At 60.9% G+C, this 22,941-nt stretch carries 25 protein-coding genes; 21 read left to right on the plus strand and 4 right to left on the minus strand.

Annotated elements, in window-relative coordinates; translation table 11 throughout:
• Nucleotides 1–10: 10 nt before the first annotated feature.
• The 3 genes from ABIE28_RS01035 (at nucleotide 11) to ABIE28_RS01045 (ending at nucleotide 2,329) form a co-directional block, all read left to right on the plus strand.
• A complete protein-coding gene (locus ABIE28_RS01035; protein ID WP_354059294.1) occupies nucleotides 11–598 on the plus strand; it encodes a 5-formyltetrahydrofolate cyclo-ligase in 588 nt (195 codons plus the stop codon).
• The gene (locus tag ABIE28_RS01040; protein ID WP_354059296.1) at nucleotides 595–1,413 is read left to right on the plus strand and encodes a TIGR00282 family metallophosphoesterase; all 819 of its coding nucleotides are present in this window, start codon (nucleotides 595–597) and stop codon (nucleotides 1,411–1,413) included. Before ABIE28_RS01035 ends, ABIE28_RS01040 begins: the two co-directional genes overlap by 4 nt.
• 169 nt (nucleotides 1,414–1,582) lie before the next feature.
• Nucleotides 1,583–2,329: a YebC/PmpR family DNA-binding transcriptional regulator gene (locus tag ABIE28_RS01045; RefSeq protein ID WP_354059298.1), complete on the plus strand. Its 747-nt coding sequence runs from the start codon at nucleotides 1,583–1,585 to the stop codon at nucleotides 2,327–2,329.
• 51 nt (nucleotides 2,330–2,380) lie between these two features.
• Here ABIE28_RS01045 and ABIE28_RS01050 read toward each other — a convergent pair whose 3' ends face one another.
• The gene (locus ABIE28_RS01050; RefSeq protein WP_354059300.1) at nucleotides 2,381–3,163 is read right to left on the minus strand and encodes a GGDEF domain-containing protein; all 783 of its coding nucleotides are present in this window, start codon (nucleotides 3,161–3,163) and stop codon (nucleotides 2,381–2,383) included.
• A 376-nt stretch (nucleotides 3,164–3,539) separates the two neighbouring features.
• On the opposite strand from ABIE28_RS01050, the gene ruvC reads away from it, so the two are divergent.
• The 5 genes from ruvC to ABIE28_RS01075 are packed head-to-tail and all read left to right on the plus strand — an operon-like array spanning nucleotide 3,540 to nucleotide 6,606.
• Entirely contained in the window at nucleotides 3,540–4,046 is a 507-nt protein-coding gene (ruvC, locus tag ABIE28_RS01055) for a crossover junction endodeoxyribonuclease RuvC (protein WP_354059302.1), read from the plus strand.
• Nucleotides 4,043–4,660 carry a Holliday junction branch migration protein RuvA gene (gene ruvA / locus ABIE28_RS01060; RefSeq protein ID WP_354059304.1) on the plus strand — a complete coding sequence of 206 codons (618 nt, stop codon included), beginning with the start codon at nucleotides 4,043–4,045 and terminating at the stop codon, nucleotides 4,658–4,660. Before ruvC ends, ruvA begins: the two co-directional genes overlap by 4 nt.
• Nucleotides 4,657–5,697: a Holliday junction branch migration DNA helicase RuvB gene (gene ruvB, locus ABIE28_RS01065; protein ID WP_354059306.1), complete on the plus strand. Its 1,041-nt coding sequence runs from the start codon at nucleotides 4,657–4,659 to the stop codon at nucleotides 5,695–5,697. The genes ruvA and ruvB overlap by 4 nt, the downstream gene beginning before the upstream one ends.
• A complete protein-coding gene (locus ABIE28_RS01070; protein ID WP_354059308.1) occupies nucleotides 5,690–6,190 on the plus strand; it encodes an NUDIX hydrolase in 501 nt (166 codons plus the stop codon). The genes ruvB and ABIE28_RS01070 overlap by 8 nt, the downstream gene beginning before the upstream one ends.
• Nucleotides 6,187–6,606, plus strand: a complete 420-nt coding sequence (locus ABIE28_RS01075) for a YbgC/FadM family acyl-CoA thioesterase (protein ID WP_354059310.1) — start codon at nucleotides 6,187–6,189, stop codon at nucleotides 6,604–6,606. The genes ABIE28_RS01070 and ABIE28_RS01075 overlap by 4 nt, the downstream gene beginning before the upstream one ends.
• A gap of 17 nt (nucleotides 6,607–6,623) precedes the next feature.
• On the opposite strand, the gene ABIE28_RS01080 is transcribed toward ABIE28_RS01075, so the two are convergent.
• The gene (locus ABIE28_RS01080; protein WP_354059312.1) at nucleotides 6,624–7,061 is read right to left on the minus strand and encodes a CHRD domain-containing protein; all 438 of its coding nucleotides are present in this window, start codon (nucleotides 7,059–7,061) and stop codon (nucleotides 6,624–6,626) included.
• A 276-nt stretch (nucleotides 7,062–7,337) separates the two neighbouring features.
• On the opposite strand from ABIE28_RS01080, the gene tolQ reads away from it, so the two are divergent.
• From tolQ to ABIE28_RS01145, 13 genes are all read left to right on the plus strand, one after another.
• Nucleotides 7,338–8,039, plus strand: a complete 702-nt coding sequence (tolQ, locus tag ABIE28_RS01085) for a protein TolQ (RefSeq protein ID WP_502913419.1) — start codon at nucleotides 7,338–7,340, stop codon at nucleotides 8,037–8,039.
• 1 nt (nucleotide 8,040) lies between these two features.
• The gene (locus tag ABIE28_RS01090; protein WP_354059316.1) at nucleotides 8,041–8,484 is read left to right on the plus strand and encodes an ExbD/TolR family protein; all 444 of its coding nucleotides are present in this window, start codon (nucleotides 8,041–8,043) and stop codon (nucleotides 8,482–8,484) included.
• Nucleotides 8,485–8,493: 9 nt separating this feature from the next.
• Nucleotides 8,494–9,657 carry a cell envelope integrity protein TolA gene (gene tolA / locus ABIE28_RS01095; RefSeq protein WP_354059318.1) on the plus strand — a complete coding sequence of 388 codons (1,164 nt, stop codon included), beginning with the start codon at nucleotides 8,494–8,496 and terminating at the stop codon, nucleotides 9,655–9,657.
• Nucleotides 9,657–10,007, plus strand: a complete 351-nt coding sequence (gene tolA, locus ABIE28_RS01100) for a cell envelope integrity protein TolA (RefSeq protein WP_354059320.1) — start codon at nucleotides 9,657–9,659, stop codon at nucleotides 10,005–10,007. The genes tolA (ABIE28_RS01095) and tolA (ABIE28_RS01100) overlap by 1 nt, the downstream gene beginning before the upstream one ends.
• 61 nt (nucleotides 10,008–10,068) lie before the next feature.
• Nucleotides 10,069–11,379, plus strand: coding sequence for a Tol-Pal system beta propeller repeat protein TolB (gene tolB / locus ABIE28_RS01105; RefSeq protein WP_354059322.1), 1,311 nt, complete (start codon nucleotides 10,069–10,071; stop codon nucleotides 11,377–11,379).
• A gap of 294 nt (nucleotides 11,380–11,673) precedes the next feature.
• On the plus strand, nucleotides 11,674–12,129 hold the full coding sequence (gene pal, locus ABIE28_RS01110; RefSeq protein ID WP_354066377.1) for a peptidoglycan-associated lipoprotein Pal: 456 nt from the start codon (nucleotides 11,674–11,676) through the stop codon (nucleotides 12,127–12,129).
• 261 nt (nucleotides 12,130–12,390) lie between these two features.
• Complete coding sequence (locus tag ABIE28_RS01115; RefSeq protein WP_354059324.1) at nucleotides 12,391–13,356, plus strand: tetratricopeptide repeat protein; 966 nt, start codon at nucleotides 12,391–12,393, stop codon at nucleotides 13,354–13,356.
• Nucleotides 13,353–14,615 carry a tRNA lysidine(34) synthetase TilS gene (gene tilS / locus ABIE28_RS01120; protein WP_354059326.1) on the plus strand — a complete coding sequence of 421 codons (1,263 nt, stop codon included), beginning with the start codon at nucleotides 13,353–13,355 and terminating at the stop codon, nucleotides 14,613–14,615. The genes ABIE28_RS01115 and tilS overlap by 4 nt, the downstream gene beginning before the upstream one ends.
• Nucleotides 14,616–14,813: 198 nt before the next feature.
• Nucleotides 14,814–16,745 carry an ATP-dependent zinc metalloprotease FtsH gene (ftsH, locus tag ABIE28_RS01125; RefSeq protein WP_354059328.1) on the plus strand — a complete coding sequence of 644 codons (1,932 nt, stop codon included), beginning with the start codon at nucleotides 14,814–14,816 and terminating at the stop codon, nucleotides 16,743–16,745.
• 126 nt (nucleotides 16,746–16,871) lie between these two features.
• Nucleotides 16,872–18,215 carry a phosphoglucosamine mutase gene (gene glmM, locus ABIE28_RS01130; protein ID WP_354059330.1) on the plus strand — a complete coding sequence of 448 codons (1,344 nt, stop codon included), beginning with the start codon at nucleotides 16,872–16,874 and terminating at the stop codon, nucleotides 18,213–18,215.
• A gap of 172 nt (nucleotides 18,216–18,387) precedes the next feature.
• Nucleotides 18,388–19,143, plus strand: a complete 756-nt coding sequence (locus tag ABIE28_RS01135) for a hypothetical protein (RefSeq protein ID WP_354059332.1) — start codon at nucleotides 18,388–18,390, stop codon at nucleotides 19,141–19,143.
• Between the two features lie 139 nt (nucleotides 19,144–19,282).
• The gene (denD, locus tag ABIE28_RS01140) at nucleotides 19,283–20,260 is read left to right on the plus strand and encodes a D-erythronate dehydrogenase (RefSeq protein WP_354059334.1); all 978 of its coding nucleotides are present in this window, start codon (nucleotides 19,283–19,285) and stop codon (nucleotides 20,258–20,260) included.
• A 7-nt stretch (nucleotides 20,261–20,267) separates the two neighbouring features.
• On the plus strand, nucleotides 20,268–20,663 hold the full coding sequence (locus ABIE28_RS01145; protein WP_354059336.1) for a barstar family protein: 396 nt from the start codon (nucleotides 20,268–20,270) through the stop codon (nucleotides 20,661–20,663).
• Between the two features lie 1,251 nt (nucleotides 20,664–21,914).
• Here the strand turns inward: ABIE28_RS01145 and ABIE28_RS01150 are convergent.
• Together ABIE28_RS01150 and ABIE28_RS01155 are read right to left on the minus strand one after the other, a co-directional pair.
• Nucleotides 21,915–22,349, minus strand: coding sequence for a DUF4189 domain-containing protein (locus ABIE28_RS01150; RefSeq protein ID WP_354059338.1), 435 nt, complete (start codon nucleotides 22,347–22,349; stop codon nucleotides 21,915–21,917).
• Nucleotides 22,349–22,696 carry a hypothetical protein gene (locus ABIE28_RS01155; RefSeq protein ID WP_354059340.1) on the minus strand — a complete coding sequence of 116 codons (348 nt, stop codon included), beginning with the start codon at nucleotides 22,694–22,696 and terminating at the stop codon, nucleotides 22,349–22,351. The genes ABIE28_RS01150 and ABIE28_RS01155 overlap by 1 nt, the downstream gene beginning before the upstream one ends.
• Nucleotides 22,697–22,941 lie beyond the last annotated feature (245 nt).

The following is a 22,941-nucleotide window of genomic DNA, read 5'->3' on the forward strand; positions in this document are numbered from 1 at the left end:
ACGCGCGCTAATGGTTGATGAGTCGGTCGAGGAAGCCAAGGCGGCGTTGCGGATCAAGGCCCATGCCGCCCGGGCGAGTCTCGACCATCAGGAGCGGGCCGAGGCTGCTGCTGCCGCCGCCAAACACTTCTTTGACGGCATTGCCCTCGATCCATCCCATGTCGTTGCCGCCTATTGGCGCATTCGCGACGAACTCGATTGCCAGCCCATTCTGGTGCGGCTGATGGACAGCAACCAGACCGTTGTACTGCCTGTGGTGCTCGGCGACGAAGAACCGCTGGACCTGCGCGTCTGGGAGCAGGGCGCCTCGCTCTACGAAGCCGGTTTCGGCACGCTGGCCCCGTCCGATCTGGCGCCCCGCGCCGAGCCCGATATCGTCATCATGCCTTTGCTGGGCTTTGACGCGCGCGGGACGCGGTTGGGCTATGGCGGTGGTTATTACGACCGCACGCTGGCCAAGCTCAAGAAGAAGCCGCTGCTGGTCGGTCTGGCCTATGCTGTGCAGGAGCTGGACGACATTCCGCGTGAAGCCCATGACGTGCCACTCGATGCCATCGTGACCGAAGCCGGTGTGCGCCACTTTGGCGACAACGCATGAAACTGCTGTTTTTGGGCGACGTAATGGGCCGTTCGGGCCGCGATGCGGTCAATGAACGTCTGCCGAGCATTATCGAGCGCTACAAGTTCGATTTCGTCGTGGTCAATGGCGAGAATGCCAGCCACGGCAAGGGCCTGACCGAGCCGCATTTCAATGCCATCCGCAATGCCGGCGCCGATATCGTGACGCTGGGCGATCATGCCTTCGATCAGCGCGAGACGATCTCCTATATCGAGCGCGAAAACACCCTGATCCGCCCGATCAACATGCCGCCGGGCACGCCGGGGCGTGGGGCCATGTTCATCGAAGGCCGCAATGGTCACCGTGTGCTGGTGATCAACGCGCAGGGCCGCGTCTTCATGCCGCCGATCGATGATCCATTCCGCGCCGTCGAAGCCGCAGTGGCCGCCTGTCCGCTGGGCGAGCAGGCCGACGCCATCGTGGTCGATTTCCACACCGAGGCGACGTCCGAAATTCAGGCCATGGGCCAGTTTCTCGATGGCAAGGTGAGCCTTGTTGTCGGTACGCACACCCATATCCCCACGGCGGATCATCGCGTTCTGCGCCATGGTACGGCGCTGATGGCCGATGCCGGTATGTGCGGGGATTTCGACTCCATTATCGGCACCGATACCGATGAACCGCTGAACCGGTTTTTGACCGGCATCCCCAATGGAAGGTTCACGCCATCCGAGGGCGAGGCGACGCTGTGTGGTGTTGCCATCCAGACCGATCCGCGCACCGGGCTCACCACCAAGGTGCTGCCATTGCGCTTGGGCGGTTCGTTGGCGCAGGTGGAGCCGATTTTCGATTGAGCCCAAGCTCGGACCGTTTTGGCCCAAGCGGTTGTCGCTCTGGTCGCCCTCCTCCGGCGCGCTCGTTCAGCACATCCCGGGTGGCAGATGCGTCAGCTTCACAAATGCGCCGCACTTGCCTATAACCCGCCACCATAAACCAGCAGCTTCTTTTCGAGGGGAGTGACCTATGGCAGGCCATTCACACGCTAAAAATATCATGCACCGCAAAGGCAAGTCCGACGCGGTTCGCTCCAAGGTGTTCTCCAAGCTGGCGCGCGAAATCACCGTCGCCGCCAAGATGGGCATGCCTGACCCAGCCTTCAATTCGCGTCTGCGCCTGGCCGTTGCCAATGCGCGTTCGCTGTCGATGCCGCGCGACAATATCGAGCGCGCGATCAAGAAGGCCATGGGCAACGATGGCGAGAACTATGATGAAATCCGCTACGAGGGCTATGGCCCAGGCGGCGTTGCCATCATCGTTGAAACGCTGACCGACAACCGCAACCGCACCGCCTCCAATGTCCGCTCCTACTTCTCCAAGAGCGGCGGGGCGATGGGTGAAACCAATTCGGTCGGCTTCATGTTCGACAAGGTTGGCGAGATCACCTATCCGGCCAAGGCCGGCACTGAAGACAAGGTGATGGAAGCCGCTATCGAAGCGGGCGCCGACGACGTCGAGAGCGACGACGAGGGCCACTACATCACCACCACGTTCGAAGCGATGGTGGAAGTGGCTGCGGCGCTTGAGGCCGTTCTGGGCGAGGCTGAATCGGTCAAGGCCGTGTGGAAGCCACAGACCAATGCGCCGATCGATGCCGAAAAAGGCGCGTCGCTGATGAAGCTGATCGCGACGCTCGAAGAAGATGATGACGTGCAGAACGTCTACACCAATTTCGAAATGAGCGACGAAGACGCGGCCAAGCTCGACGCTTAAGCCTTACGGTCGGCGACGAAATTCAGGGCGGTGCTACGGCGCCGCCCTTTTTCATGCGCTGCGCTTGAGCCCGATACTGGGATAGTCATTGACGTGGACGACCGTGGCGCAGTTGCGGCCGGTCTTTTTGGCGCCGTAGAGGCGCTGGTCGGCGATGCGGAACAGGTCCGAGAAACTGGCTGGCTGGTCAAACACCACCCCGCCAATGCTCACCGATAGCGGGTGCTGGCGGCCATCGGGGGCAAAGGTGGCGCTATTGACCGAGCGCCGGATGCCCTCGGCGATGGCTTCGGCGCTGTGCCGGCCGGCATTGGGCAGATAGACGCCAAATTCCTCGCCGCCCATACGCCCCACCAGATCGCCCGACATCAGTGTGGTGCGGATGCAGCGCGCGATGATGGTCAGCGCTTCGTCGCCCGACTCGTGGCCATAGAGGTCGTTGATGGCCTTGAAGTTATCGGCATCCAGCATCAGCAGGGCGCCGCCCGCCCCTTCGCTGCGATGGCTAAGCATGGCACTGACCTTGTGGGTGAAGGCTCCACGATTGAGGCATGCCGTCAGGCTATCGGTGCGCGCCACCAGGCCCAGATGCAGATTGGTGATCGCCATGCCGCGCAGCCTGAGGCTGAGGTAGAAGAAGAACGGCGCGCCCAGCAAAATCGGCAGCACGATGGCGCTCAGCATCGAGCGGCGCTGTGCCTCGGCGCTCATATCGCCAAACATGGCGGCGTTGAACAGGATCGACACGAACATGCAGGCCAAGGTGCCAAAGAGCGTCCAGCGGCCAACGCTGGTCCAGCTTCGCAACGCATTCAAGGTCTTCGAATAGGTCATCGCACCGCTCTTGGCTTGAGTGAGTTGGTGCCGCCTGCTGGAACAGGCGGAGCCGGCATTGTCAGTCTGGGAAACGTGGAGCGCTGACGCGTCAGATCGGGCCGCTTGCATCGCCGAGGGTGCCGCGTCCACGGCCCCCGTCGCGCAAAGCGCCTGTGATGCGAAAAGTCCCAAGCGAAGCCTGCTTTGGCCGCACCCTGCAAAATCTCGACATGCCGTACCCCTGATTCCCACGGGCGAAGCTAGGGTTCGATATTGAAGAAGGTGTTGCCACAATCGTTGCGATTTTATCCATCACAGGTTATCCACCGGCGTTGTTGCCTTTTTGTTCACACTGGACTTGGTAGGGTGTCGTGGTTTCACTAAGGATGTGGGCATGAACGTTGCCACCCGAATCATCGGAATAGATCCCGGCCTGCGCCGCTGTGGTTGGGGGGTTATCGAGACCCTCGGCAACCGCCTGAGCTTTGTTGGCGCGGGGACGGTAACGCCGCCGGTCGATGGCTCGCTGGCCGAACGGTTGGCCGTGCTTTTTGCCGGGCTGGGCGAGGTGCTCGACCGCTATCTGCCCCATGAAGCCGCTGTCGAAGAGACCTTCGTCAATGCCGGCGTGCGTTCGGCGCTGATCCTCGGACAGGCGCGGGGGGTGGCGCTGTTGACGCCTGCAGCGCGCGGTCTGCCGGTAGCGGAATATGCCGCCAATCTGGTCAAAAAATCCGTTGTCGGCACCGGCCATGCGGAAAAATCTCAGGTGGCCCTGATGGTCAAAACACTGATGCCGGCTGCCGACTTCAAAGGCGCCGATGCGGCCGACGCCCTGGCCATCGCCATCTGCCACGCGCATCACCGCGTGGCCAACCAGCGTTTGAAAGCTCTCGCATGATCGGCAAACTCAAGGGGCTGGTGGATAGTTTCGGCGACGATCATGTGCTGATCGATTGCGGTGGCGTCTGCTACGAAGCGTTCTGCTCGACGCGCACATTGCAGAGCCTGCCGCGTGTCGGCGAGGCCGGGGTGGTGTTCATCGAAACCATCGTCCGCGAGGACATGATCCGGCTTTATGGTTTTGCCAGCGAGGGCGAAAAGAGCTGGTTCAATCTGCTGATGACCGTGCAAGGCGTCGGCGCCCGCGTCGCGCTGGCCTTGCTGTCGGCGCTGTCGACGGCAGAGCTATCGAGCGCGATTGCCTTGCAGGACAAGGCAATGATCGGCCGGGCCAATGGCGTCGGACCAAAGCTGGCGGTGCGTCTGGTCACCGAACTCAAGGGCAAGGTGCCGGCTGGTGGCGGCATTGATGCGGGCACACTCGGCCTGCAATCAGCACTGGGCGAGGGCGTCGCGCCGGGGGCGATTTCGGACGCCGTTTCGGCGCTGACCAATCTGGGTTATTCCGGAGCGCAGGCGTCTGCTGCGTTGGCGCGCATCGTCGCGCGGGAAGGCGATGGGATACCGACCGAAAAACTGATCCGTCTGGGTCTGCGGGAGCTTAGCAGTTGACTGATCTGACTTCTCCCGATGCCGGGCGCGACGATCCGCTCGATGTGTCGCTGCGGCCGTCCGGTTTTTCCGAGTTTGTCGGGCAGGCGGCGGCGCGGGCCAATCTTGAAGTGTTTATCCAGGCCGCCAAGCAACGTGGCTCGGCGCTCGATCACGTGCTGTTCGTCGGCCCGCCGGGGCTGGGTAAAACCACGCTGGCACAGATCATTTCGCGCGAACTGGGCGTCGGCTTCCGCGCCACGTCCGGTCCGGTCATTTCCAAGGCTGGTGATCTGGCGGCGCTGCTGACCAATCTTGAAGACCGCGATGTGCTGTTCATCGACGAAATTCATCGTCTCAGCCCCGCCATCGAAGAAATTCTCTATCCCGCGATGGAAGATTTCCAGCTCGATCTGATCATCGGCGAAGGCCCAGCCGCGCGGTCGGTGCGCATCGATCTGGCCAAGTTTACCCTGGTCGGCGCAACCACGCGTATGGGTCTGCTGACCACGCCTTTGCGTGATCGTTTCGGCATTCCTGTGCGGCTGAATTTTTACACACCCGAAGAGCTGGTGCTGATCGTGCAGCGCGGTGCGCGGCTGCTTGGCATGCCGATGGCGCCCGATGGGGCTATGGAAATCGCCCGCCGTTCGCGCGGCACGCCCCGTATTGCCGGGCGCCTGCTGCGCCGAGTGACGGACTTTGCGCTGGTCGAAAATGCCGGCGAGATCAACCGCGCCATCGCCGACAGGGCGCTGTTGCGGCTCGATGTCGACGCGCGTGGATTGGACCAACTGGATCGACGCTATCTCACGACGATCGCCGATTTCTACAATGGGGGCCCGGTGGGCATCGAGACCATTGCTGCCGCGCTCAGCGAGCCGCGTGACGCCATCGAGGAAGTCGTCGAGCCCTATCTGATCCAGCAGGGCTTTATCCAGCGCACGCCACGCGGCCGCATGCTGACGGGCGCCGCCTTCCAGCATATGGGGCGCGTCGTGCCGCAGGGCTTTGTCGGCATGCAGCAGAGCCTGTTCGAGGAGCCCGAAAATGACTGACCGGATTATCCTCAGCTTTCCCGTCGGCGGCACGTGCTTCAACTATCGCGTGGCGGGCGCTGCGATCCGAGACGGCCATGTTCTGGTCTGCCGCGAAGATGGCGATGACTATTGCATGCTGCCGGGCGGTCGCGTCGAAATGGGCGAGCCCAGCGACACCGCCTTGGTGCGGGAAATGGCGGAAGAACTGGTCATGGACGTGACCGTCGGGCCGCTGCTGTTCACCTCCGAGAGCTTTTATGGCCGCGAGGGTGATCGCTATCACGAGCTCGGTTTTATTTATGAGCTGACGCTGCCCGAGGATGTTCGGCCCGGCGGACCACAGCCTTTCCTCGTCCGCGAAGACGAAGGTCATGTGCTGCAGTTTTCCTGGCTGCCGCTCGATGGCTCGGCGCTGTCCGACGCCAACCTGCTGCCGCCCTGGTTGCCGGAACGGCTGCAAAAGCTATCCGGCGCACCAGAGCATGTGATCTTTCACGAGAAGCAGCCATGACGCTGCACACCTTCCCTGTCCGTATCTATTACGAAGACACCGATTTTTCGGGCAATGTCTATCACGCGGCGTATCTGAAGTTCTTCGAGCGTGGCCGCACCGAGTTTTTGCGCGATGAGGGTGTGCATCATTCCGAGCTGGCGGGGCAGGGGATTGCCTTTGCGGTGCGCGGTATGGACATCCAGTTCGACGCTGCGGCCCATATCGATGATCTGCTGACGGTCACCACCGAAATTGAAGCCATTAGCGGCGCTAAGCTGACGCTGGCCCAGACCATTCTGCGCGACGGCAAAGTGCTGACGCGGGCCAAGGTTGTCGTCGTCGCGATCAAGACGGCCGGTGGCGTGGCGCGTCTGCCGCAGCAGATCCGCGATCTGGCGCAGTCCGCTTCGGACAAGAAAAAGGGGGCCGCGTAGGCGGCCCCCCATCACGATTATTTGGCAGCCGTTACCTGGCCGCGAATTTCGCCGTCAGGGTGGGCGGCGGTGTGGACGTTAAAGTACCACTGGCCGTCCTTGAGCTGACCGGCCTGCTCGTCCGTCAGCGTTGCCGTGCCCTTGATCGGGCTGGCTAGCGCGCCGGTGATCGGCACGACAGGCGGGGCATTGGCGTCGGCAGAAGCGGGACCATGGAAGTGCGCGGCGGTGGCGTCGCCGGTCAGCCCTTCATAGGTCACCGTCCAGGCGAAAGCCTTGCTGTCGGTGTCATAGGTTGCTTCGAGCTTGCCGGTGCCCGCTGAGTCATTTTTCGGCACTTCCGATGCGCCATTGAGGTCAGCGCCATAGTTGATGACTTCGGCAAAGGCCGGCGCGGATGCCAGCATGAGCCCGGCGACGATCACGGCGGAAATAGAGGCTGTACGTTTAAACATTGTCGTCCTCCTCCTGTGAGGTGCGCAGCGTCTGCGCGCTCACTAACGAAGCAGTGATCGACCCGTTCCTTCACAAGTTTAAACAATCACGCCGCTGACTCGGTTTGTTAACCAGTCCTTGACCATAATTGCGGCAAAGGGACCCTGCGTCTGTTTGTCTGCCGCTAAGGCCCGGCAAACTGGGCATTTCTCTTAATTTTGACAGATTTCGACCCCATCGCCTGATGGTGGGTCGGGTAAGTGGACCGGGCCGAAAAGGATCATTACATGGAAGCTGTGGACGCTGTGGGAGCCGTTGCCCCCCATGCTGATATGTCCATCTGGGGCCTGTTCTGGGCGGCAGACTGGATTGTGAAGTCCGTCATGATCGGCTTGCTGGGCGCATCGGTCTGGTGCTGGGCCATCATTGTCGACAAGACGATCACCTATCGCCGCACCAATAGCGAGATGAACAAGTTCGAGCGGACCTTCTGGTCTGGCCAGTCGCTGGAAGAGCTCTATCAGCAGCAGTCTGAAAAGGCTTCGGGCGGGTTGGGCGCGGTGTTTGTCGCCGCCATGAAGGAATGGAAGCGCAGCCACGAGCAGAATGCTGCCAGCTTTGTCGGCATGCAGCAGCGCCTCGACAAGGTGCTCGACGTCGCCATCGCCCGCGAAAGCGAACAACTCGAAAAGCGTCTGGGTTTTCTCGCCACCATCGGTTCGGCCGGTCCGTTTATCGGCCTGTTCGGCACGGTCTGGGGCATCATGAACGCCTTTACCGCTATTGCCGCCTCGTCCAATACCAGCCTTGCAGTGGTGGCGGGCCCCATCGCCGAAGCCCTGTTTGCGACCGCTATCGGTCTGGTCGCCGCTATTCCTGCGGTTATCGCCTACAACAAGCTCAGCTCTGATGCCGGCAAGTTGATCGGGCGCCTTGAAGGCTTTGCCGACGAGTTCTCGACCATTCTGAGCCGTCAGCTCGAAGCCCGGAGCCACTGATATGGGCATGGGTGTGGCATCTGGCGGCGGAGGCGGCGGTCGTCGTCGTCGCGGCCGCAAGAAAGCGGTCATGAGCGAAATCAACATCACGCCCATGGTGGACGTGATGCTTGTGCTGCTGATCATCTTCATGGTGGCTGCGCCGATGATGACGGCCGGTGTGCCGCTTGATCTGCCAAGCTCTGCTGCTGCCGCTCTGCCGAACCAGGCTGACCCGATCACCGTTGGCGTCACGCCAGATGGCGCTGTCTATATCGACAATGACCCAGTCGCCGAAACCGACCTGATCGCCCAGCTGACCCAGCGCGGCGTTAATGGCGCCGAGGACCGCATCTTCCTGCGCGGCGATACCAGCGCCAACTATGGCGCCGTCATGCGCGTCATGGGCCTGCTGTCGGCCGGAGGCTACACCAAGATTGGCCTCATCACGCAGCCGGAACCATAGACCAGTCCGATGCGTACCGGCGTAACCGTCTCGATCGTTGCCCACATCGCAATTCTGACCATCGGCCTCATCAATCTGGGGTTCCGTGAACCGTTGACGCCGGTCGTGGAGTCAATTTCGGTCGACCTCATTCCGATCGAGGAATATTCCAATATTCGCGCTGGTCAGCTGACCAACGAAATCGTCGAGACCGATACGCCATCGATCGTTGAAAGCGACACGCCGCCTGAAGTGGCGCAGCCAACCGGCAATACCGAGCAGGATCAGCCGACCCCATCGCCGGCCGATATTCCAACGCCTGCTCCGGTGACCAATTCCGCGCCTGCGCCTGAAACAGCGCCAGAGCCTGCCCCGGTTCCCGAGCCAGAGCCAACGCCTCCGCCGCCACCCCCTGAGCCGGCCCCAACGCCAGAACCCACACCGGCACCGCCAGCACCCGCGCCGACCCCTGAGCCTATCGTGGCGCCTGTTCCGGCGACGCGTCCGGCTCCTACGCCCGCGCCAACCCCGACACCCGATCCGGTCCCGGCGCCTGCTCCAACTCCGACGCCTGCGCCGACGCCAACACCCACTCCAACTCCGGCCCCTACGCCGACGCCAACTCCGGCAACGCCGCAGGCCAATGCACCGGCTCCGGCATCGCGTCCGAGCAATCTGGCGCAATTGCGTGAGCAGTTTGCTGCTGCCGAACGTCGTCGCAAAGAGGAAGAAGAACGTCGCCGGACCGCTGCCGCAGCGCAAACCGCGCCGGTCACACAGCCGCGCCCATCGACCAGCACTTCGGCCGCCGACGATATTTCTGCCATTATCAACACCGATAGGACCACTGGCGGCACCACCGGACGGGGTGGCACGCCAACGCTGGGCGATACCGGCGGAACTTCGGCGCGCCTGAGCCAGTCGGCAATCGATGGGCTGGTGGCGCGGATCAAGACCTGCTGGAACCTGTTGCCAAGCGACATCAACAGCGGTCTCAACGTAACCCTGCGGGTGACCATGAACCAGGACCGGTCCGTGGCCAATACGCAGATCATTTCGGCTGACTCCTCGCCTGCTGGTGGCGCGGTGGCTCGCGCCGCGCAGCGCGCGGTGACGCAGTGCGGTCCATATGAGATGCTTTCGGCAGATGCCTATAACGAGTGGCGGCAGATCGAAGTGGAACTGAGGCCGTGATGGCACTGAAACGCATTTCGGCCGTCGTGCTGGCGACATCGCTTTTGGGCGGCGTTGCCTTGGCGCAAGAGGTTAGCCAGGCGGAAGTGTCCGGCATGGTCGATCGGCTCAAGACCTGCTGGGTGATCCCGCCTGAAGCGCTGAATTCGGGTCTCAGTGTTACCCTGAGCGTTGCGTTCAATCGCGATGGTTCGGTCGCCAGCACTGAAGTTATCAATCCCGGAACCTCTGAACTTGAACGAAACCTCGAAGAGGGGGCAGTGCGCGCGGTGGAACGATGTGCGCCGTACTCTCTTTCTGCGGATACCTATGAACAGTGGAAACAGGTCGAGATCGATCTGCGGCCGTGATTTTGAATTTGGCTTGTTTGGACCGCATAAAAGCGACCGGCAGCGAGAATGGAGACGTGACATGACCCTGTTGACGCGGCGCAATGCGCTCAAGCTCGGCCTGGCTGGCGGTGCCCTGCTTGCCGGTTCATCGATGGCTATGGCGCAATTGCGCATCGTGGTGGAGGGGGCCAACTTCCAGCCGCTGCCCATCGCCATTCCCGATTTCGCCTCGTCCGACCCGGCTTTTGGGCGCGAGATTGCCGATATCGTGCGCGCCGACCTGCGCCGCTCGGGCCTGTTCCTGCCGCTCGATCCGGCCTCGCTGCCGATCCGCGTTGGCGACGTGAACGCGACCCCCGATTTTGCCACCTGGCGCACGGCTAATGTCGATGCGCTGGTGATGGGCGGCGTCGAGCGCGGCGGAACCATTTCCTCGTCGGTGCGCGTCTGGGATACCCAGCAGGCGGCACAGGTTGTCGGCAAGAGCTTCAGCACCGATGGGAACTCGGCGCGTCGCGTGGCCCATATCATCGCCGACGGCATTTATGAATCGCTGGCGGGTGGCTCGGGTTATTTCGATACGCGCGTGATCTACACCGCCGAAAGCGGCCCCAAGGCCAATCGCGTGCGTCGTCTCGCCATTATGGATCAGGACGGCGCGAACGTGCAGTACCTGACCGACGGCAAGACCATGGCGCTGACGCCACGCTTCTCGCCCAACGGCGATATGGTCACTTACATGAACTTTGCCGACGGCAATCCGCAGGTTTACCTGCTGCAGCTGTCGACCGGTCGCCAGCAGCGCCTGACCAATATCGGCGCCATGACCTTTGCCCCACGCTTCTCGCCCAATGGCAGCACCGTGGTGTTCTCGGTTGAGCAGGGCGGCGCGACCAATATTTATTCGGTGGGCACCGGCGGCGGCACGCCGCAGCAGCTGACGTCCGGCGCGGCCATCGATACCGGCCCATCCTTCTCGCCAGATGGCTCTCGGATCGTCTTTGAAAGCGATCGCGGCGGCTCGCCACAGATCTACATGATGGGCGCCGGCGGCGGTAACGCGCAGCGCGTCAGCTTCGGCCAGGGCAGCTATTCGACCCCGGTCTGGTCGCCGGACGGCAAGCTGATCGCCTTCACCCGCGCCTCGGGTGGCCAGTTCAATATCGGCATCATGAACCCCGACGGTTCGGGCGAGCGCATGCTCTATACGAGCTACCACGCCGAGGGCCCGACCTGGGCGCCCAATAGCCGCGTCATCATGTTCTTCCAGGATCCGGGCGGCAATGACGGCCCCAAGCTTCAGAGCGTCGATATCTGGGGCCGTAACCTCCAGACAATTCCGACCGAAACCTATGCGTCCGATCCAGCCTGGTCTGGGCTGCGGACCTAGTCCAAAAACACGCTACAGCCTTAAAAACGCCCGCAGAATTGCTCTGCGGGCGTTTGCATTTGCCCCGGCACTTAACCTTAACGTGATCGACCCGAGCGGTGTTGCAATTGCGCACCATCTCGAAAAAGCCCGGTTTCCCGCCACATTGGCGCCTGAATAGGACAAGATTAACCACGCTGACAAACTCGGCCTTAACACTAAGCGCGGTAAATGCCGTGCTTAAGATTGTTGCCTTTCAGGAGCCTCCCCGTGGTCATCACCGCACCTCTCAATACCGTGTTGCGCGCTGCCGCGATGCTGCTTTTCGTCGTGGTCGTCGCGGCCTGTTCGCGCACGCCAAATAGCAATGTCGGCATGACCGGCGTGGGCAATGTTGGCCCAGGCGGCGGCGCTCCCGGTAGCCAGCAGGAATTCCTGGTGTCGGTCGGCGATCGCGTGTTCTTCACCACCGATTCCAGCTCGCTGACCCCAGAAGCCATGGCCACCCTCGACAAGCAGGCGACCTGGCTGAACCAGTACCAGAACTACCGCGTCATGATCGAAGGCCATGCCGACGAGCGCGGCACCCGCGAATACAACATTGCCCTGGGCGCCCGCCGCGCCTCGGTTGTGGTGAACTATCTCGTGTCGCGTGGCGTTAATAACGGCCGCATCACCAGCCAGTCCTTTGGTAAGGAACGTCCGGTTGCGATCTGTAACGATATCTCCTGCTGGAGCCAGAACCGCCGCGGCGTGACTGTCGTCCAGTAAGAAAAACCAGGCCACGCCAGCGTCTGGCGGGCCTGATCCATCCAGTGCAAACTGGAGGCAAGAGCGTCCGGAGCCAGTCAAATGGCCCGGGCGCTTTCTTTTGACCAAAATTACCCTTTATCCGCGAACCCAACAGCACCATGTTGGGGTCACTGAGACCATACGCTTTGGAGGCGTCGTTTGAAGCTAGCAAAACTTTCACGAAGGGGACGGACGGCGCTTTGCGCTCTGGCCGTTGGCCTCGGGTTCAGCGTGCCAGGGATGGCCGCGCAGAATTCCATGCCGCCAGCCGAGCTTGGCGGATTGACCTTCACCAACAATGTCGCGCCGGCGCGCGTTCAGGTCGCTCAGGCGCAGGATGCTGCCCTGATGGTCCGTATTCAGCAGCTCGAAGAGCAGCTGCGTTCGGTCAATGGCCAGGTTGAAGGCCTGACGTTCCAGCTCACCCAGATGCAGGAAATCGTCAACCGCTTGCAGGAAGACACAGAGTTCCGTTTCCAGGCGCTGGAAGGCGGTGCTGGGGGAAAAACTGAGGCGGTAACCCAACCGGGCGGCGTGACGCAGCCCGAGGCGTTGCCGCAGACCCCCAATGTCGTGCCGCAGGATTCTGGCGCTGTGCCATCGACTGTCATTCCCGAACAGGGCGTTCAGCCACTGCCGGGCGAAATCGAGTTTGACCCGACTTTCGACGATGGCAGCCTCGAACATGGCGAGGATGAGCTTGGCGAATCGTCCGACCCGCTGGTCGGCACGGGCAACCAGGGTGGCATCGACCTGACCACCGGTCAGCCGCTGAACCTGAACTACAATCCGTCGGCTAAGCCGAGCGACAATCCCGATGCCGACGCTCAGTTCAAGGCGGGCTATGACGCCCTCCAGAGCGGCGACTATCTGTTTGCGGAAGACCAGTTCAGCCAGTTTCTGGAGCTCTATCCAACCAACGCCAGGGCGGCGGAAGCAGCCAGTGGTCTGGGTGACGCGCTGATCGAGCGCCAAGCGTATACCGACGCTGCCGAAGTGCTGTTCAACGCCTTCCAGGCCGATCAGACCGGGCCAATTGCGCCTGAACTGCTGCTCAAGCTGGGTGTGTCGCTGTCGGGGGCTGGCGAGCGGGAAACCGCATGTCGGACCTTTGCCGATCTGCGACATCGCTTTCCGGGCCTGCCACCTGATTTCACAGGTCGGTTGGCGCAGGAAAGCTCGCGGGCCGAGTGCCCGCCCGCATGACACCTGATCTCGACGGGGCAGGAGGGCTCCAGGCCCTCTTTGCCGCCGTTGCCGGCGAGGCCGTCATTGGCCTGGCTGTCTCAGGTGGAGCCGATAGTCTGGCGCTGATGCTGCTGGCACAGCGCTGGACGTCCGGCCTGACCAACGCCCCCAAACTCGTCGTCTATTCCGTCGATCATGGCTTGCGCCCGGAGGCCGCCGATGAGGTCGCCGCGGTGTTGGCCGCTGCCCGCGACCTGGGATTGGCGGCGCGAGGTCTCAAGTGGGTTGGCGACAAGCCGGTCAGTGGCCTGCAGGAGGCGGCGCGAATCGCGCGCTATGGGCTGATGCACGCGGCGATGGTCGAAGACGGCGCCAATGTGCTGCTGACCGCCCATCATATTCAGGATCAGGCCGAAACCATTTTGATGCGCATGGCGCATGGGAGCGGCGTAGAGGGCCTTAGGGGCATGTCGGCCTTCAGCGACATTGAAGGCGTGCGCGTGCACCGGCCTTTGCTGGGCGTTGAGCCCGCTGCCTTGCGGGCCGTGGTCGATGCAGCAGGGCTGGTGCCGTCCGAAGATCCATCCAACACCGATCCGCACTACGAACGCGTGCGCTGGCGTCAGGCCATGCCGCAACTGGCGGGGCTGGGCCTCGACGCTGCGACCATCAGCCAGTTTGCATCCCGGATGGCTGATGCCGATGCGGCCATCGCGCAAATGGCCGATGGCTGTTTCAGCGAAATCGTGCGGCTCGACGGGTTCGGCGCGGCACGTATCGAACTCCCTGCTTTTGTTGGCCTCAGTCCGGCGATTTCAACGCGGCTATTGGGCCGTGTGCTCAATATCGTTGGCGGCCGTCAGAAGCCGCGCGCACTGGGGCAGGTCGAGCGTTTGCGCCAATCGATTGCCATCGATGGGTTGGCCAAGGCCACAACGGTGCTCGGTTGTGTCGTCCGCATCAAGGATGGGGCGGTCGTTATTGCTCGCGAGCCGGGCCGGTCGCTGCCCGCCGATGCGCTGCTCACTCCCAATGGCGAACTGGTCTGGGATGAGCGGTTCCGTATTTTCAACGATTCCAGCGACGCAAACCTCACCGCCAGCGTGGCTGACTATCTGCCGCGTCATCGGCTGGAGGAATTTTTGGGCTTCAAGGTGACCGCGCCCGCCGAAGCCATTCGTACCGCCCCCATCGTGCGCGATGCGGAGGGCGGGGTGCTGTCGCTGGGCGGCTGGTCGTTTGATGACCGCATCAAGGTTCAGCTGCTGATCGACTAAATTGCGACAATCGCGATCTGGGGCGTGGAATTGGCGGAACCTTGCTGTATTCCACGGCGTATTAACCCATTCGCGACAATATGACTGGACGGGGCGCTCAAAGGGCCGCAGGTCTTGCCCTTGTAACGCCCCAATGCCGACCATACATTCGGCACAAGCGCCGCGCCCGCTTTTGCCGGCTTCTCCGGGACAGGATTGATGAACGGAAATTTCCGCAACTTTGCCATCTGGCTAGTCATACTTTTCATGCTGATGGGCCTGTTCCAGGTCTTTCAGTCTTCTTCGCGGTCCGTTTCGGTTTCCGATAAGAGTTATTCGCAGTTTGTCACCGACATCGCTGCGGGGAGCGTGACCAGCGTCACCATCACCGACAATGTCGTTTCCGGCACACTGCGCGACGGTACGCGCTTTGAAACCGTGCTGCCTGCTGGCGCCGATGTCATCAGCCGTCTCGAAAACAGCGGCGTGTCGATCACGGCCCGTGCGCCGGAATCGAGCCCATTCTGGTCGATCCTGCTCAGCTCCTGGCTGCCGTTCATCGTCATCATCGGCGTGTGGTTCTTCTTCATCCGGCAGATGCAGGGTGGCGGTCGTGGCGGCGCGATGGGCTTTGGCAAGTCGCGCGCCAAGCTGCTGACCGAAACTCACGGCAAGGTGACGTTTGAAGACGTCGCCGGCGTGGACGAGGCAAAGCAGGATCTGGAAGAAATCGTCGAGTTCCTGCGTGATCCCGGCAAGTTCCAGCGTCTGGGCGGCCGTATTCCGCGCGGCGTGCTGCTTGTCGGCCCTCCCGGTACCGGTAAGACGCTGCTGGCCCGTTCGGTCGCTGGCGAAGCCAATGTGCCGTTCTTCACCATTTCGGGTTCGGACTTCGTTGAAATGTTCGTCGGTGTCGGCGCGTCCCGCGTCCGTGACATGTTCGAACAGGCGAAGAAAAATGCGCCCTGCATTATCTTCATCGACGAAATCGACGCCGTCGGTCGCCAGCGTGGCGCCGGCATGGGCGGCGGTAACGACGAACGCGAACAGACCCTTAACCAGCTCCTCGTCGAGATGGACGGCTTTGAAGCCAATGAAGGCATCATCCTGATCGCTGCGACCAACCGTCCAGACGTTCTCGATCCAGCCCTGCTGCGTCCAGGCCGCTTCGACCGTCAGGTCGTGGTGCCAAACCCAGACGTGTCGGGTCGCGAAAAGGTGCTCAAGGTTCACGTGCGCAAGGTGCCACTGGCGCCAGATGTGGATCTCAAGGTTCTGGCTCGTGGTACGCCCGGTTTCTCGGGTGCCGATCTCATGAACCTCGTCAACGAAGCAGCCCTGATGGCGGCGCGGCGCAACAAGCGCTTCGTCACTCACCAGGAATTCGAAGACGCCAAGGACAAGATCATGATGGGCGCCGAGCGCCGCACCATGGCCATGTCCGAAGACGAAAAGAAGCTCACCGCCTATCACGAAGCTGGCCACGCCATCATCGCGCTCAAGGTTGCGGGCATCGATCCGATCCACAAGGCCACCATCATTCCGCGCGGTCGTGCGCTGGGCATGGTGATGACCCTGCCGGAAAGCGATAGCTATTCGTTCAGCCGTGAGAAGGCTCTGGCCCGCCTCACCATGCTGTTCGGTGGTCGTGAAGCCGAGATCATCAAGTTCGGCCCTGAAAAGGTGACGAGCGGTGCCTCGGGCGACATCCAGATGGCAACGAGCCTTGCCCGCTCGATGGTGATGGAATGGGGCATGAGCGAAAAGCTCGGCCGCGTCCGTTACAAGTCGAGTGAGCAGGAAGTGTTCATTGGTCACTCGATGACCCAGTCGACCAACATGTCCGATGACACGGCCAAGCTGATCGATCAGGAAGTGCGCAAGCTCATCGAGGACGGCGAGGCTTCGGCCAAGCACATTCTCGATACCTACCACGATCAGTGGGAGGCCATTGCCCAGGCGCTGCTCGAGTTCGAAACGCTGACCGGCGACGAGTTGCGGGCCCTGATGGATGGCATTCAGCCGGTTCGTCCGGACGACAACAGCCCATCTTCGCCCAAGGCGACGGGCGTGCCATCGGCCGGCAAATCGGGCAAGAAGCGCCCCGATGCGCCACCTGAAGGCGGCCTTGAGCCACAGCCAGGTAGCTGATCTATCGAACTGCATTAAGGGTCGCCGCAAGGCGGCCCTTTTGCTTGCGCGTTATTTCCGCTATTTCGCCCGAAAGTGATATTATTCGAAGCGGCTGATTTGCCGGACGGCAGGGGGACAGCACAGATGGTGCGTAAATATTTCGGGACAGATGGTATTCGCGGCCTCGCCAACGGCGACAAGCTGACGCCCGACCTGGCGATGCGCGTCGGCATGGCCGCTGGCCACAAATTCGTTCGTGGCGAGCACCGCAATCGCGTTGTGATCGGCAAGGATACGCGCCGTTCCGGCTATATGATCGAGAACGCGCTCGGCGCTGGCTTCACTGCCGTGGGCATGGACGTCTATTTCCTCGGGCCAATGCCGACTCCGGCCGTGGCCATGCTGACCCGTTCGCTGCGCGCCGATCTCGGCGTCATGATTTCTGCCTCGCACAACCCGTTCGACGACAACGGCATCAAGTTGTTCCGCCCCGATGGCTATAAGCTCAGCGACGATCTCGAACTCGAAATCGAAAGCCTGATCGATAGCGATATGGGCAAGCTTTTGGCGCATGGCCGCGATATCGGTCGCGCCTATCGCGACGAGGAAGCCCGCACGCGATACATCGAATATGCAAAGCGCACCCTGCCGCGTGGCGCCGACTTGGGTGGCCTGCGCGTGGTACTCGATTGCGCCAATGGCGCCGCCTATAAGGTTGCGCCAGTTGCCCTGTGGGAGCTGGGTGCCGAGGTTTTCACCATCGGCGACAAGCCCGATGGCTTTAACATCAACGACAAGGTTGGCTCGACTGCGCCTGAGGCCGTTTCGGCCAAGGTCAAGGAAGTGCGCGCCGATATCGGAATTGCGCTCGATGGCGACGCCGACCGCGTCATCATCATCGACGAAAAGGGTGACGTGATCGACGGCGACCAGTTCATGGCCGTGATCGCCCAGAGCTGGCTGGAACGCGAAATGCTGACCGGTGGCGGCATTGTCGCAACCGTCATGTCCAATCTGGGTCTGGAGCGCTATCTGGGCTCGCTGGGCCTGACGCTCGAACGCACGCAGGTGGGCGACCGCTATGTGCTCGAAGCGATGCGCGCCAAGGGCTTCAATGTGGGCGGCGAACAGTCGGGCCACATTATCCTGTCCGATTTCACAACGACCGGCGATGGCCTCGTGGCGGCACTGCAGCTGCTCTCCGTGCTTAAGCAACAGGAACGCACGGTGTCGGAAATCTGTGCGCGCTTCGCCAAGGTTCCGCAGCTGCTGCGCAGCGTCAAGTTCAAGTCCGGCAAGCCGCTTGAACACAAGCAGGTCATTGCGGCGATTGCCGAAGGTGAAGCGCTGCTTGGCACGGGTGGGCGTCTGGTGGTCCGTGCCTCGGGCACCGAGCCGGTGATCCGCGTTATGGGTGAAGCCGACGATGCCGCACTGGTCAGTTCCGTGGTCGCGCAGATCGAAGCAGCCATCCGCGACGTTGCGTAGTTCGGACCAATAGCCTTAACTACAGACCTCACGGGAAACCGGCGCTGACTTGTTTGGGCGTCGGTTTTACTGTTTTTACGGTTAAACGTTTAGGTTAAGTGAGCTTTAAGGAAATCGGCGGATATTGGGCGTCAATCGACTGGTGTCGTGGCAACCCAAAGGACGTTTTTTCATGCGCAAGCTCATCGCTGCGATCCTGGTGGCAGGAGCCGCCTTGACTGCGGGCCAGGCACTCGCGGCCGACATGCCCTACTATCCCCCCGTTATCGAAATTCCAGACGTGAACTACGGCGTCCAGGGTTCGTTCTACCTGCGCGGCAGCGCTGCAGGGAACACCCTGTGGAGCCGCGAAATTACGTCTCAGGGTTGCCCAACGGCATGTGGTGGTCCAACCACATATCGTTACCCGACCGACAAGCTTGGCTACGGCTACAGCCTGGGCGCTGGCTTTGGTTACGAGACCGGTACCGGCCTGCGTTTTGACGCGACCCTTGACTATCTGTCCAACGACGATGCCTCGATCAAGAAAACCGGCAACCCTGCCGTGAATGGCGTCTATGCCCTGAAGTTGCGTTCGACTGTTGCCCTCGCCAACGTCTATTACGATTTTGCCTTCGGTAGCGACTATGGATATGGCGCCGCTGGCGGTGCTTTCGGTTATGTCGGCGCTGGCGCCGGCGTGGCCTTCAACAGTATCGACGTAAGCTCACCACGCGCTAACCCGATCGCATCTGGTACCAATACCAGCATTGCGGCGGCTGGCATGGTCGGTGTTGGCTATGATTTCGGCGCAGTTGTTGCCGATATCGGCTATCGCGGTCTCTACATCAACGACATCTCGAACGGCGCTGCGGCACCCCAGGGCTTCAATGCTAAGGACAACTGGGTGCACGAGATCCGCACCACGCTGCGCTACCGCTTCAACTAAGTCATCGGTCAGCTCTTATGGGCTGATAAGGACTTGGACCAATCAATCGGCGCTCCTCGGGGCGCCGATTTTTTTGTTTGCGGCGGGATGGACATGTCCCCGGGATGAATGATCTCCTTCCTTTCAAGTGGAGGAGACTATGAGAGTTCTGATCGTTGGCGCTGCCGGTATGGTTGGCCGCAAACTGGTGACGGCATTGCTGGATCGCGGCGTCATTTCTGGCCGCAAGATTGAAGCGCTGTCGCTGGTCGACGTCATCACGCCGTCCGTTCCCGATGCCGATATCGCCATCAAGGCGATCGCGGCCGATATGTCGGAACCGGGTGTCGCCGAAACCTTGCTGGTCGACCGGCCCGACGTGATCTTTCATCTTGCCGCCATCGTGTCGGGCGAGGCCGAGGCCGATTTCGAAAAGGGCTACCGGATCAATCTCGATGGCACGCGCTATCTGCTCGAAGCCATCCGCCATGTCGGTTCGCCGTATCGGCCAAGGCTGGTGTTTACCTCATCTATTGCCGTGTTTGGCGAGCCGTTGCCACCGGTGATCAGCGACACGCATGAGCATACTCCGCTCACCAGCTACGGCACGCAAAAGGCGATTTGCGAACTGTTGCTGGCCGACTATTCGCGACGCGGCTTTGTCGACGGCGTCGGCATTCGCCTGCCCACAATTGCGGTGCGTCCCGGCAAGCCCAACAAGGCGGCATCCGGGTTCTTCTCAGGTATCATTCGCGAACCGTTGTCGGGGCAGGAGGCCCTGTTACCGGTGGCCGATAGTGTCCGGCATTGGTTCGCCAGCCCACGCGCGGCAGTCGGGTTTCTGCTCCATGCCGCAGAACTCGATAGTGCCAAATTGAGTAGTCAGCGCAATCTGACCATGCCTGGCCTTGCAGCGACCGTTGGCGAACAGATCGCGGCGCTGGAACGTGTGGCAGGTCCCAAGGCTGTGGCGCTGATCCGGCGGCAGCCCGATCAGACTATCGCCGACATTGTCGCCGGCTGGCCGCAGGCCTTCGACGCCAGCCGCGCAAAGTCGCTCGGCTTTGTCGGCGAGACCAGTTTTGACGAAATCATCCGCATCTATATCGCCGATGAACTTGGTGGACCGCCAGCCTGAGGCGCCGATGCAGAAGAAGACACTGACTATCGACGGCAGTCATATCACTGACATTGCCTCGTTCTACGAAGAGATCAATCGCGTGTTCATGAGCGAAGAAGACTGGGCGCTGGGCCAGAGTCTCGACGCGCTCAACGACATGCTGTTTGGCGGTTTCGGCGCCATCAAGGGCGGCGAGCCGATTGCGCTGATCTGGACGGATTTCGCCGCAAGTAAAGCCGCGCTTGGCCTTGAGGCGACGCGTCAATTCTACCAGGCCAAGCTATCGCGGCCTGAAACCTATGATGTGGCGCGCATCACCAAGGATCTGGCGGAACTCGAAGCAGGTCGCGGACCGACATATTTTGACATTGTGCTCGACATTGTCGCGGACCATCCAAGCATCGAACTGGTACGGCGCTAACAGCCATTCTGGTCAGGTATAGGTCTTCCACGACCATGACTGCTTTGCATGGAAGCCGAAGCACATGCGTTTTTGAAAGGCTGTGCCAATAAGTTTGACGTCGCACTGGTTTTGACTGTGGGTCATGAACGGTAGTCGAATAGGAATATATGACGAGATTTACTAAAGTATTTCGACAATTTGTTAATTTTCATCCGGTTAACTTGCGCGTGAAAGTGCGGTGTAGGGGCTGACTGTGGGGGAGGTTGCGACCGGTTCTGGTCTACTGGCGTGCGCGGCTATCATAATTGCCCCCAACGCATCATGTAGCAACGAACTGCTGTCGTTGGCGGGGCGTGTCGGATTTGGCGCTGCCGTTGATCATGATCGAACGGTCGGACTTGATCCTGATTTGCAGCCATACTTTGTGATGCACTATGCAATCAGCGATACTGCAAAGGCGAGCTTACTCTGTTCAATAAGACAGTCATCAGTCACGAAGGTGCAGTATGCACCCATCGTTGTCATTATGCCTGATGGCCCATTTGAGCAGACAATTCATTACATAAAAATGGGTTTTGACGACGTAATCTCACTGCCGGAGAAGCCCCGAATTCTGTCGACCCGTCTAGCAGGGCAAGTTTGGCAGGATCGCCTGTACATTGAGACAGAAGACTATTTGGGGCCGGATCGGCGGCGAATGGACCTGATGCCGCACGAGAGTCAGAACCGCCGACAGGGCGGTTCGAAGCACGCACGCATAACGTTTGTTCGTGAGCCAGGTGCGGGTATTAGGATTCTCAACCGTCAGCTCGTTCTTAGGCCACCAATGGAGGTGGGACCGGTCGAGGTATTGAATAGTCGCGATGGCCTGGTCTAGTGATGGATCGACTTGTGGGCGACGCCTCTCGTTTGAACTGGTAGAACATCAAAGAGTAGGGCGTGAAGATCGTCCGGAACAAATTGTGGTTGTGATCTCACAATCTCTCTTGCAGCTACGATGAAAGCTTCGTCGTCAGTCGTATCTTCCAATGTCACCAGCATTTCGTCGACACACTTGCCAGCCTTTATGATCTGAACGATCCTTTGCATCTCACCGACCCCCACCGGAGTGGCGAGATTGCCATATATTAATGTTCTGTCAACAAACTCACATTCTGACAATTTGGTGAACTCAAGCAAACCTCTTCCATGACGAGTTTTTGTTTGAAGGTCGTAGTCATTGCTTTAGGTCCTGGGTGCGCTCGAGCTGGCCCTCAGAGGCTAGTGACTCTAGTTGCCCGGATTGCAGGCTGATCGTTTCACCCGGCAGCGGGTGTCGTGGCGTCGGCAGATCGTCAATGCGTCGGCTTCCGCTTCAGCGCGCGTATATCCCCAGTCCGCACCCCAACCGCCGTTGCGGCCGATGGCCAGCGCGCCGCAGGCATTGTTGAAGTTGACGGCGATTTTGCAATCTCTGGCGTACTGGCCGCAATAATACATCGCCCAGTCCTGGGCATTGCCCCGTGACGCCCCTTTGGTGCTGTAGCCGATGGCGCCGGTTTTCGGCGAAAAGGCGATGGCGCCATATTGGGCCGCATTGGCGGTGACACATAGAAAGAGCGTGGCGCAAAGCGCGATTGTCGTTTTAAGCAAGACCGAATTCCCCCAAGGAATAAGTTCCTTATCGGGGAGAGTGCCGCCGCGCCAATGGTTTCTATGCGCCACTATTCCGGCTCTTCCCCCTGCATTGCGGCCTTCCTCGCTTGCTCCACCATGTTCGCGATACGCCGCTTCAGCGCCTTGTTTTCCTCCGTCAGCGCGTTGCAGGTCATTTTGAACTGTCGCATCCGCGCTTCTGCCGCGGCATGCTGATCAACGCCATATTCATGCACGCGGCGGATTTCCACGCCTCCGCCCCTGGTCTCCTGGCGATCCAGCAATTCCCACCAAGTTACACCCAGCGTCGCAACAAGCCGATGCGCCGCCAGCGCCGCCGACGCCCGTTCGCCTGCATGTTCCGACCCCAGCATGCCCAAGACGCGGGTGAGTTTTATCAAATTTGCCCTGTTCATCAGTGCCCTCCCTTTGGTCCCAAAACTGCGGAGTTAGACTACGGAAAGCCACAGCCAATCGGGCATATCTGATGCAACTCAACCCACCTTGCTCAACGTCGTGGGTTTGATAATGTAAGGTCAACGCAGCAGACGTTGAGCCAACCAATTTTAGGAACTGGCTCCGTCGAGATCCGCTCAATTGCGCCTGCGAAGCTCAAGTTGAAATGCCGCCCTTGCTTTACGCGCGTTTAAGGCCGATAAGG

Origin of the sequence: Devosia sp. 2618 (genome assembly GCF_040546815.1) — a bacterium.
Classification (GTDB): domain Bacteria; phylum Pseudomonadota; class Alphaproteobacteria; order Rhizobiales; family Devosiaceae; genus Devosia.

Excerpts from the sequence above, each read along its gene's own strand:
- ABIE28_RS01155 (WP_354059340.1), bottom strand. The coding sequence starts at position 22,696 with ATGAACAGGGCAAATTTGATAAAACTCACCCGCGTCTTGGGCATGCTG.
- ABIE28_RS01045 (WP_354059298.1), top strand. The coding sequence starts at position 1,583 with ATGGCAGGCCATTCACACGCTAAAAATATCATGCACCGCAAAGGCAAG.
- ABIE28_RS01090 (WP_354059316.1), top strand. The coding sequence starts at position 8,041 with ATGGGCATGGGTGTGGCATCTGGCGGCGGAGGCGGCGGTCGTCGTCGT.
- ftsH (WP_354059328.1), top strand. The coding sequence starts at position 14,814 with ATGAACGGAAATTTCCGCAACTTTGCCATCTGGCTAGTCATACTTTTC.
- glmM (WP_354059330.1), top strand. The coding sequence starts at position 16,872 with ATGGTGCGTAAATATTTCGGGACAGATGGTATTCGCGGCCTCGCCAAC.
- pal (WP_354066377.1), top strand. The coding sequence starts at position 11,674 with ATGCTGCTTTTCGTCGTGGTCGTCGCGGCCTGTTCGCGCACGCCAAAT.
- denD (WP_354059334.1), top strand. The coding sequence starts at position 19,283 with ATGAGAGTTCTGATCGTTGGCGCTGCCGGTATGGTTGGCCGCAAACTG.
- ruvC (WP_354059302.1), top strand. The coding sequence starts at position 3,540 with ATGAACGTTGCCACCCGAATCATCGGAATAGATCCCGGCCTGCGCCGC.
- tolA (WP_354059320.1), top strand. The coding sequence starts at position 9,657 with ATGGCACTGAAACGCATTTCGGCCGTCGTGCTGGCGACATCGCTTTTG.
- ABIE28_RS01080 (WP_354059312.1), bottom strand. The coding sequence starts at position 7,061 with ATGTTTAAACGTACAGCCTCTATTTCCGCCGTGATCGTCGCCGGGCTC.
- ABIE28_RS01145 (WP_354059336.1), top strand. The coding sequence starts at position 20,268 with ATGCAGAAGAAGACACTGACTATCGACGGCAGTCATATCACTGACATT.
- ABIE28_RS01075 (WP_354059310.1), top strand. The coding sequence starts at position 6,187 with ATGACGCTGCACACCTTCCCTGTCCGTATCTATTACGAAGACACCGAT.
- ABIE28_RS01050 (WP_354059300.1), bottom strand. The coding sequence starts at position 3,163 with ATGACCTATTCGAAGACCTTGAATGCGTTGCGAAGCTGGACCAGCGTT.
- ABIE28_RS01070 (WP_354059308.1), top strand. The coding sequence starts at position 5,690 with ATGACTGACCGGATTATCCTCAGCTTTCCCGTCGGCGGCACGTGCTTC.
- tilS (WP_354059326.1), top strand. The coding sequence starts at position 13,353 with ATGACACCTGATCTCGACGGGGCAGGAGGGCTCCAGGCCCTCTTTGCC.
- ABIE28_RS01035 (WP_354059294.1), top strand. The coding sequence starts at position 11 with ATGGTTGATGAGTCGGTCGAGGAAGCCAAGGCGGCGTTGCGGATCAAG.
- tolB (WP_354059322.1), top strand. The coding sequence starts at position 10,069 with ATGACCCTGTTGACGCGGCGCAATGCGCTCAAGCTCGGCCTGGCTGGC.
- ABIE28_RS01115 (WP_354059324.1), top strand. The coding sequence starts at position 12,391 with ATGGCCGCGCAGAATTCCATGCCGCCAGCCGAGCTTGGCGGATTGACC.
- ABIE28_RS01135 (WP_354059332.1), top strand. The coding sequence starts at position 18,388 with ATGCGCAAGCTCATCGCTGCGATCCTGGTGGCAGGAGCCGCCTTGACT.
- tolA (WP_354059318.1), top strand. The coding sequence starts at position 8,494 with ATGCGTACCGGCGTAACCGTCTCGATCGTTGCCCACATCGCAATTCTG.
- ABIE28_RS01040 (WP_354059296.1), top strand. The coding sequence starts at position 595 with ATGAAACTGCTGTTTTTGGGCGACGTAATGGGCCGTTCGGGCCGCGAT.
- ruvA (WP_354059304.1), top strand. The coding sequence starts at position 4,043 with ATGATCGGCAAACTCAAGGGGCTGGTGGATAGTTTCGGCGACGATCAT.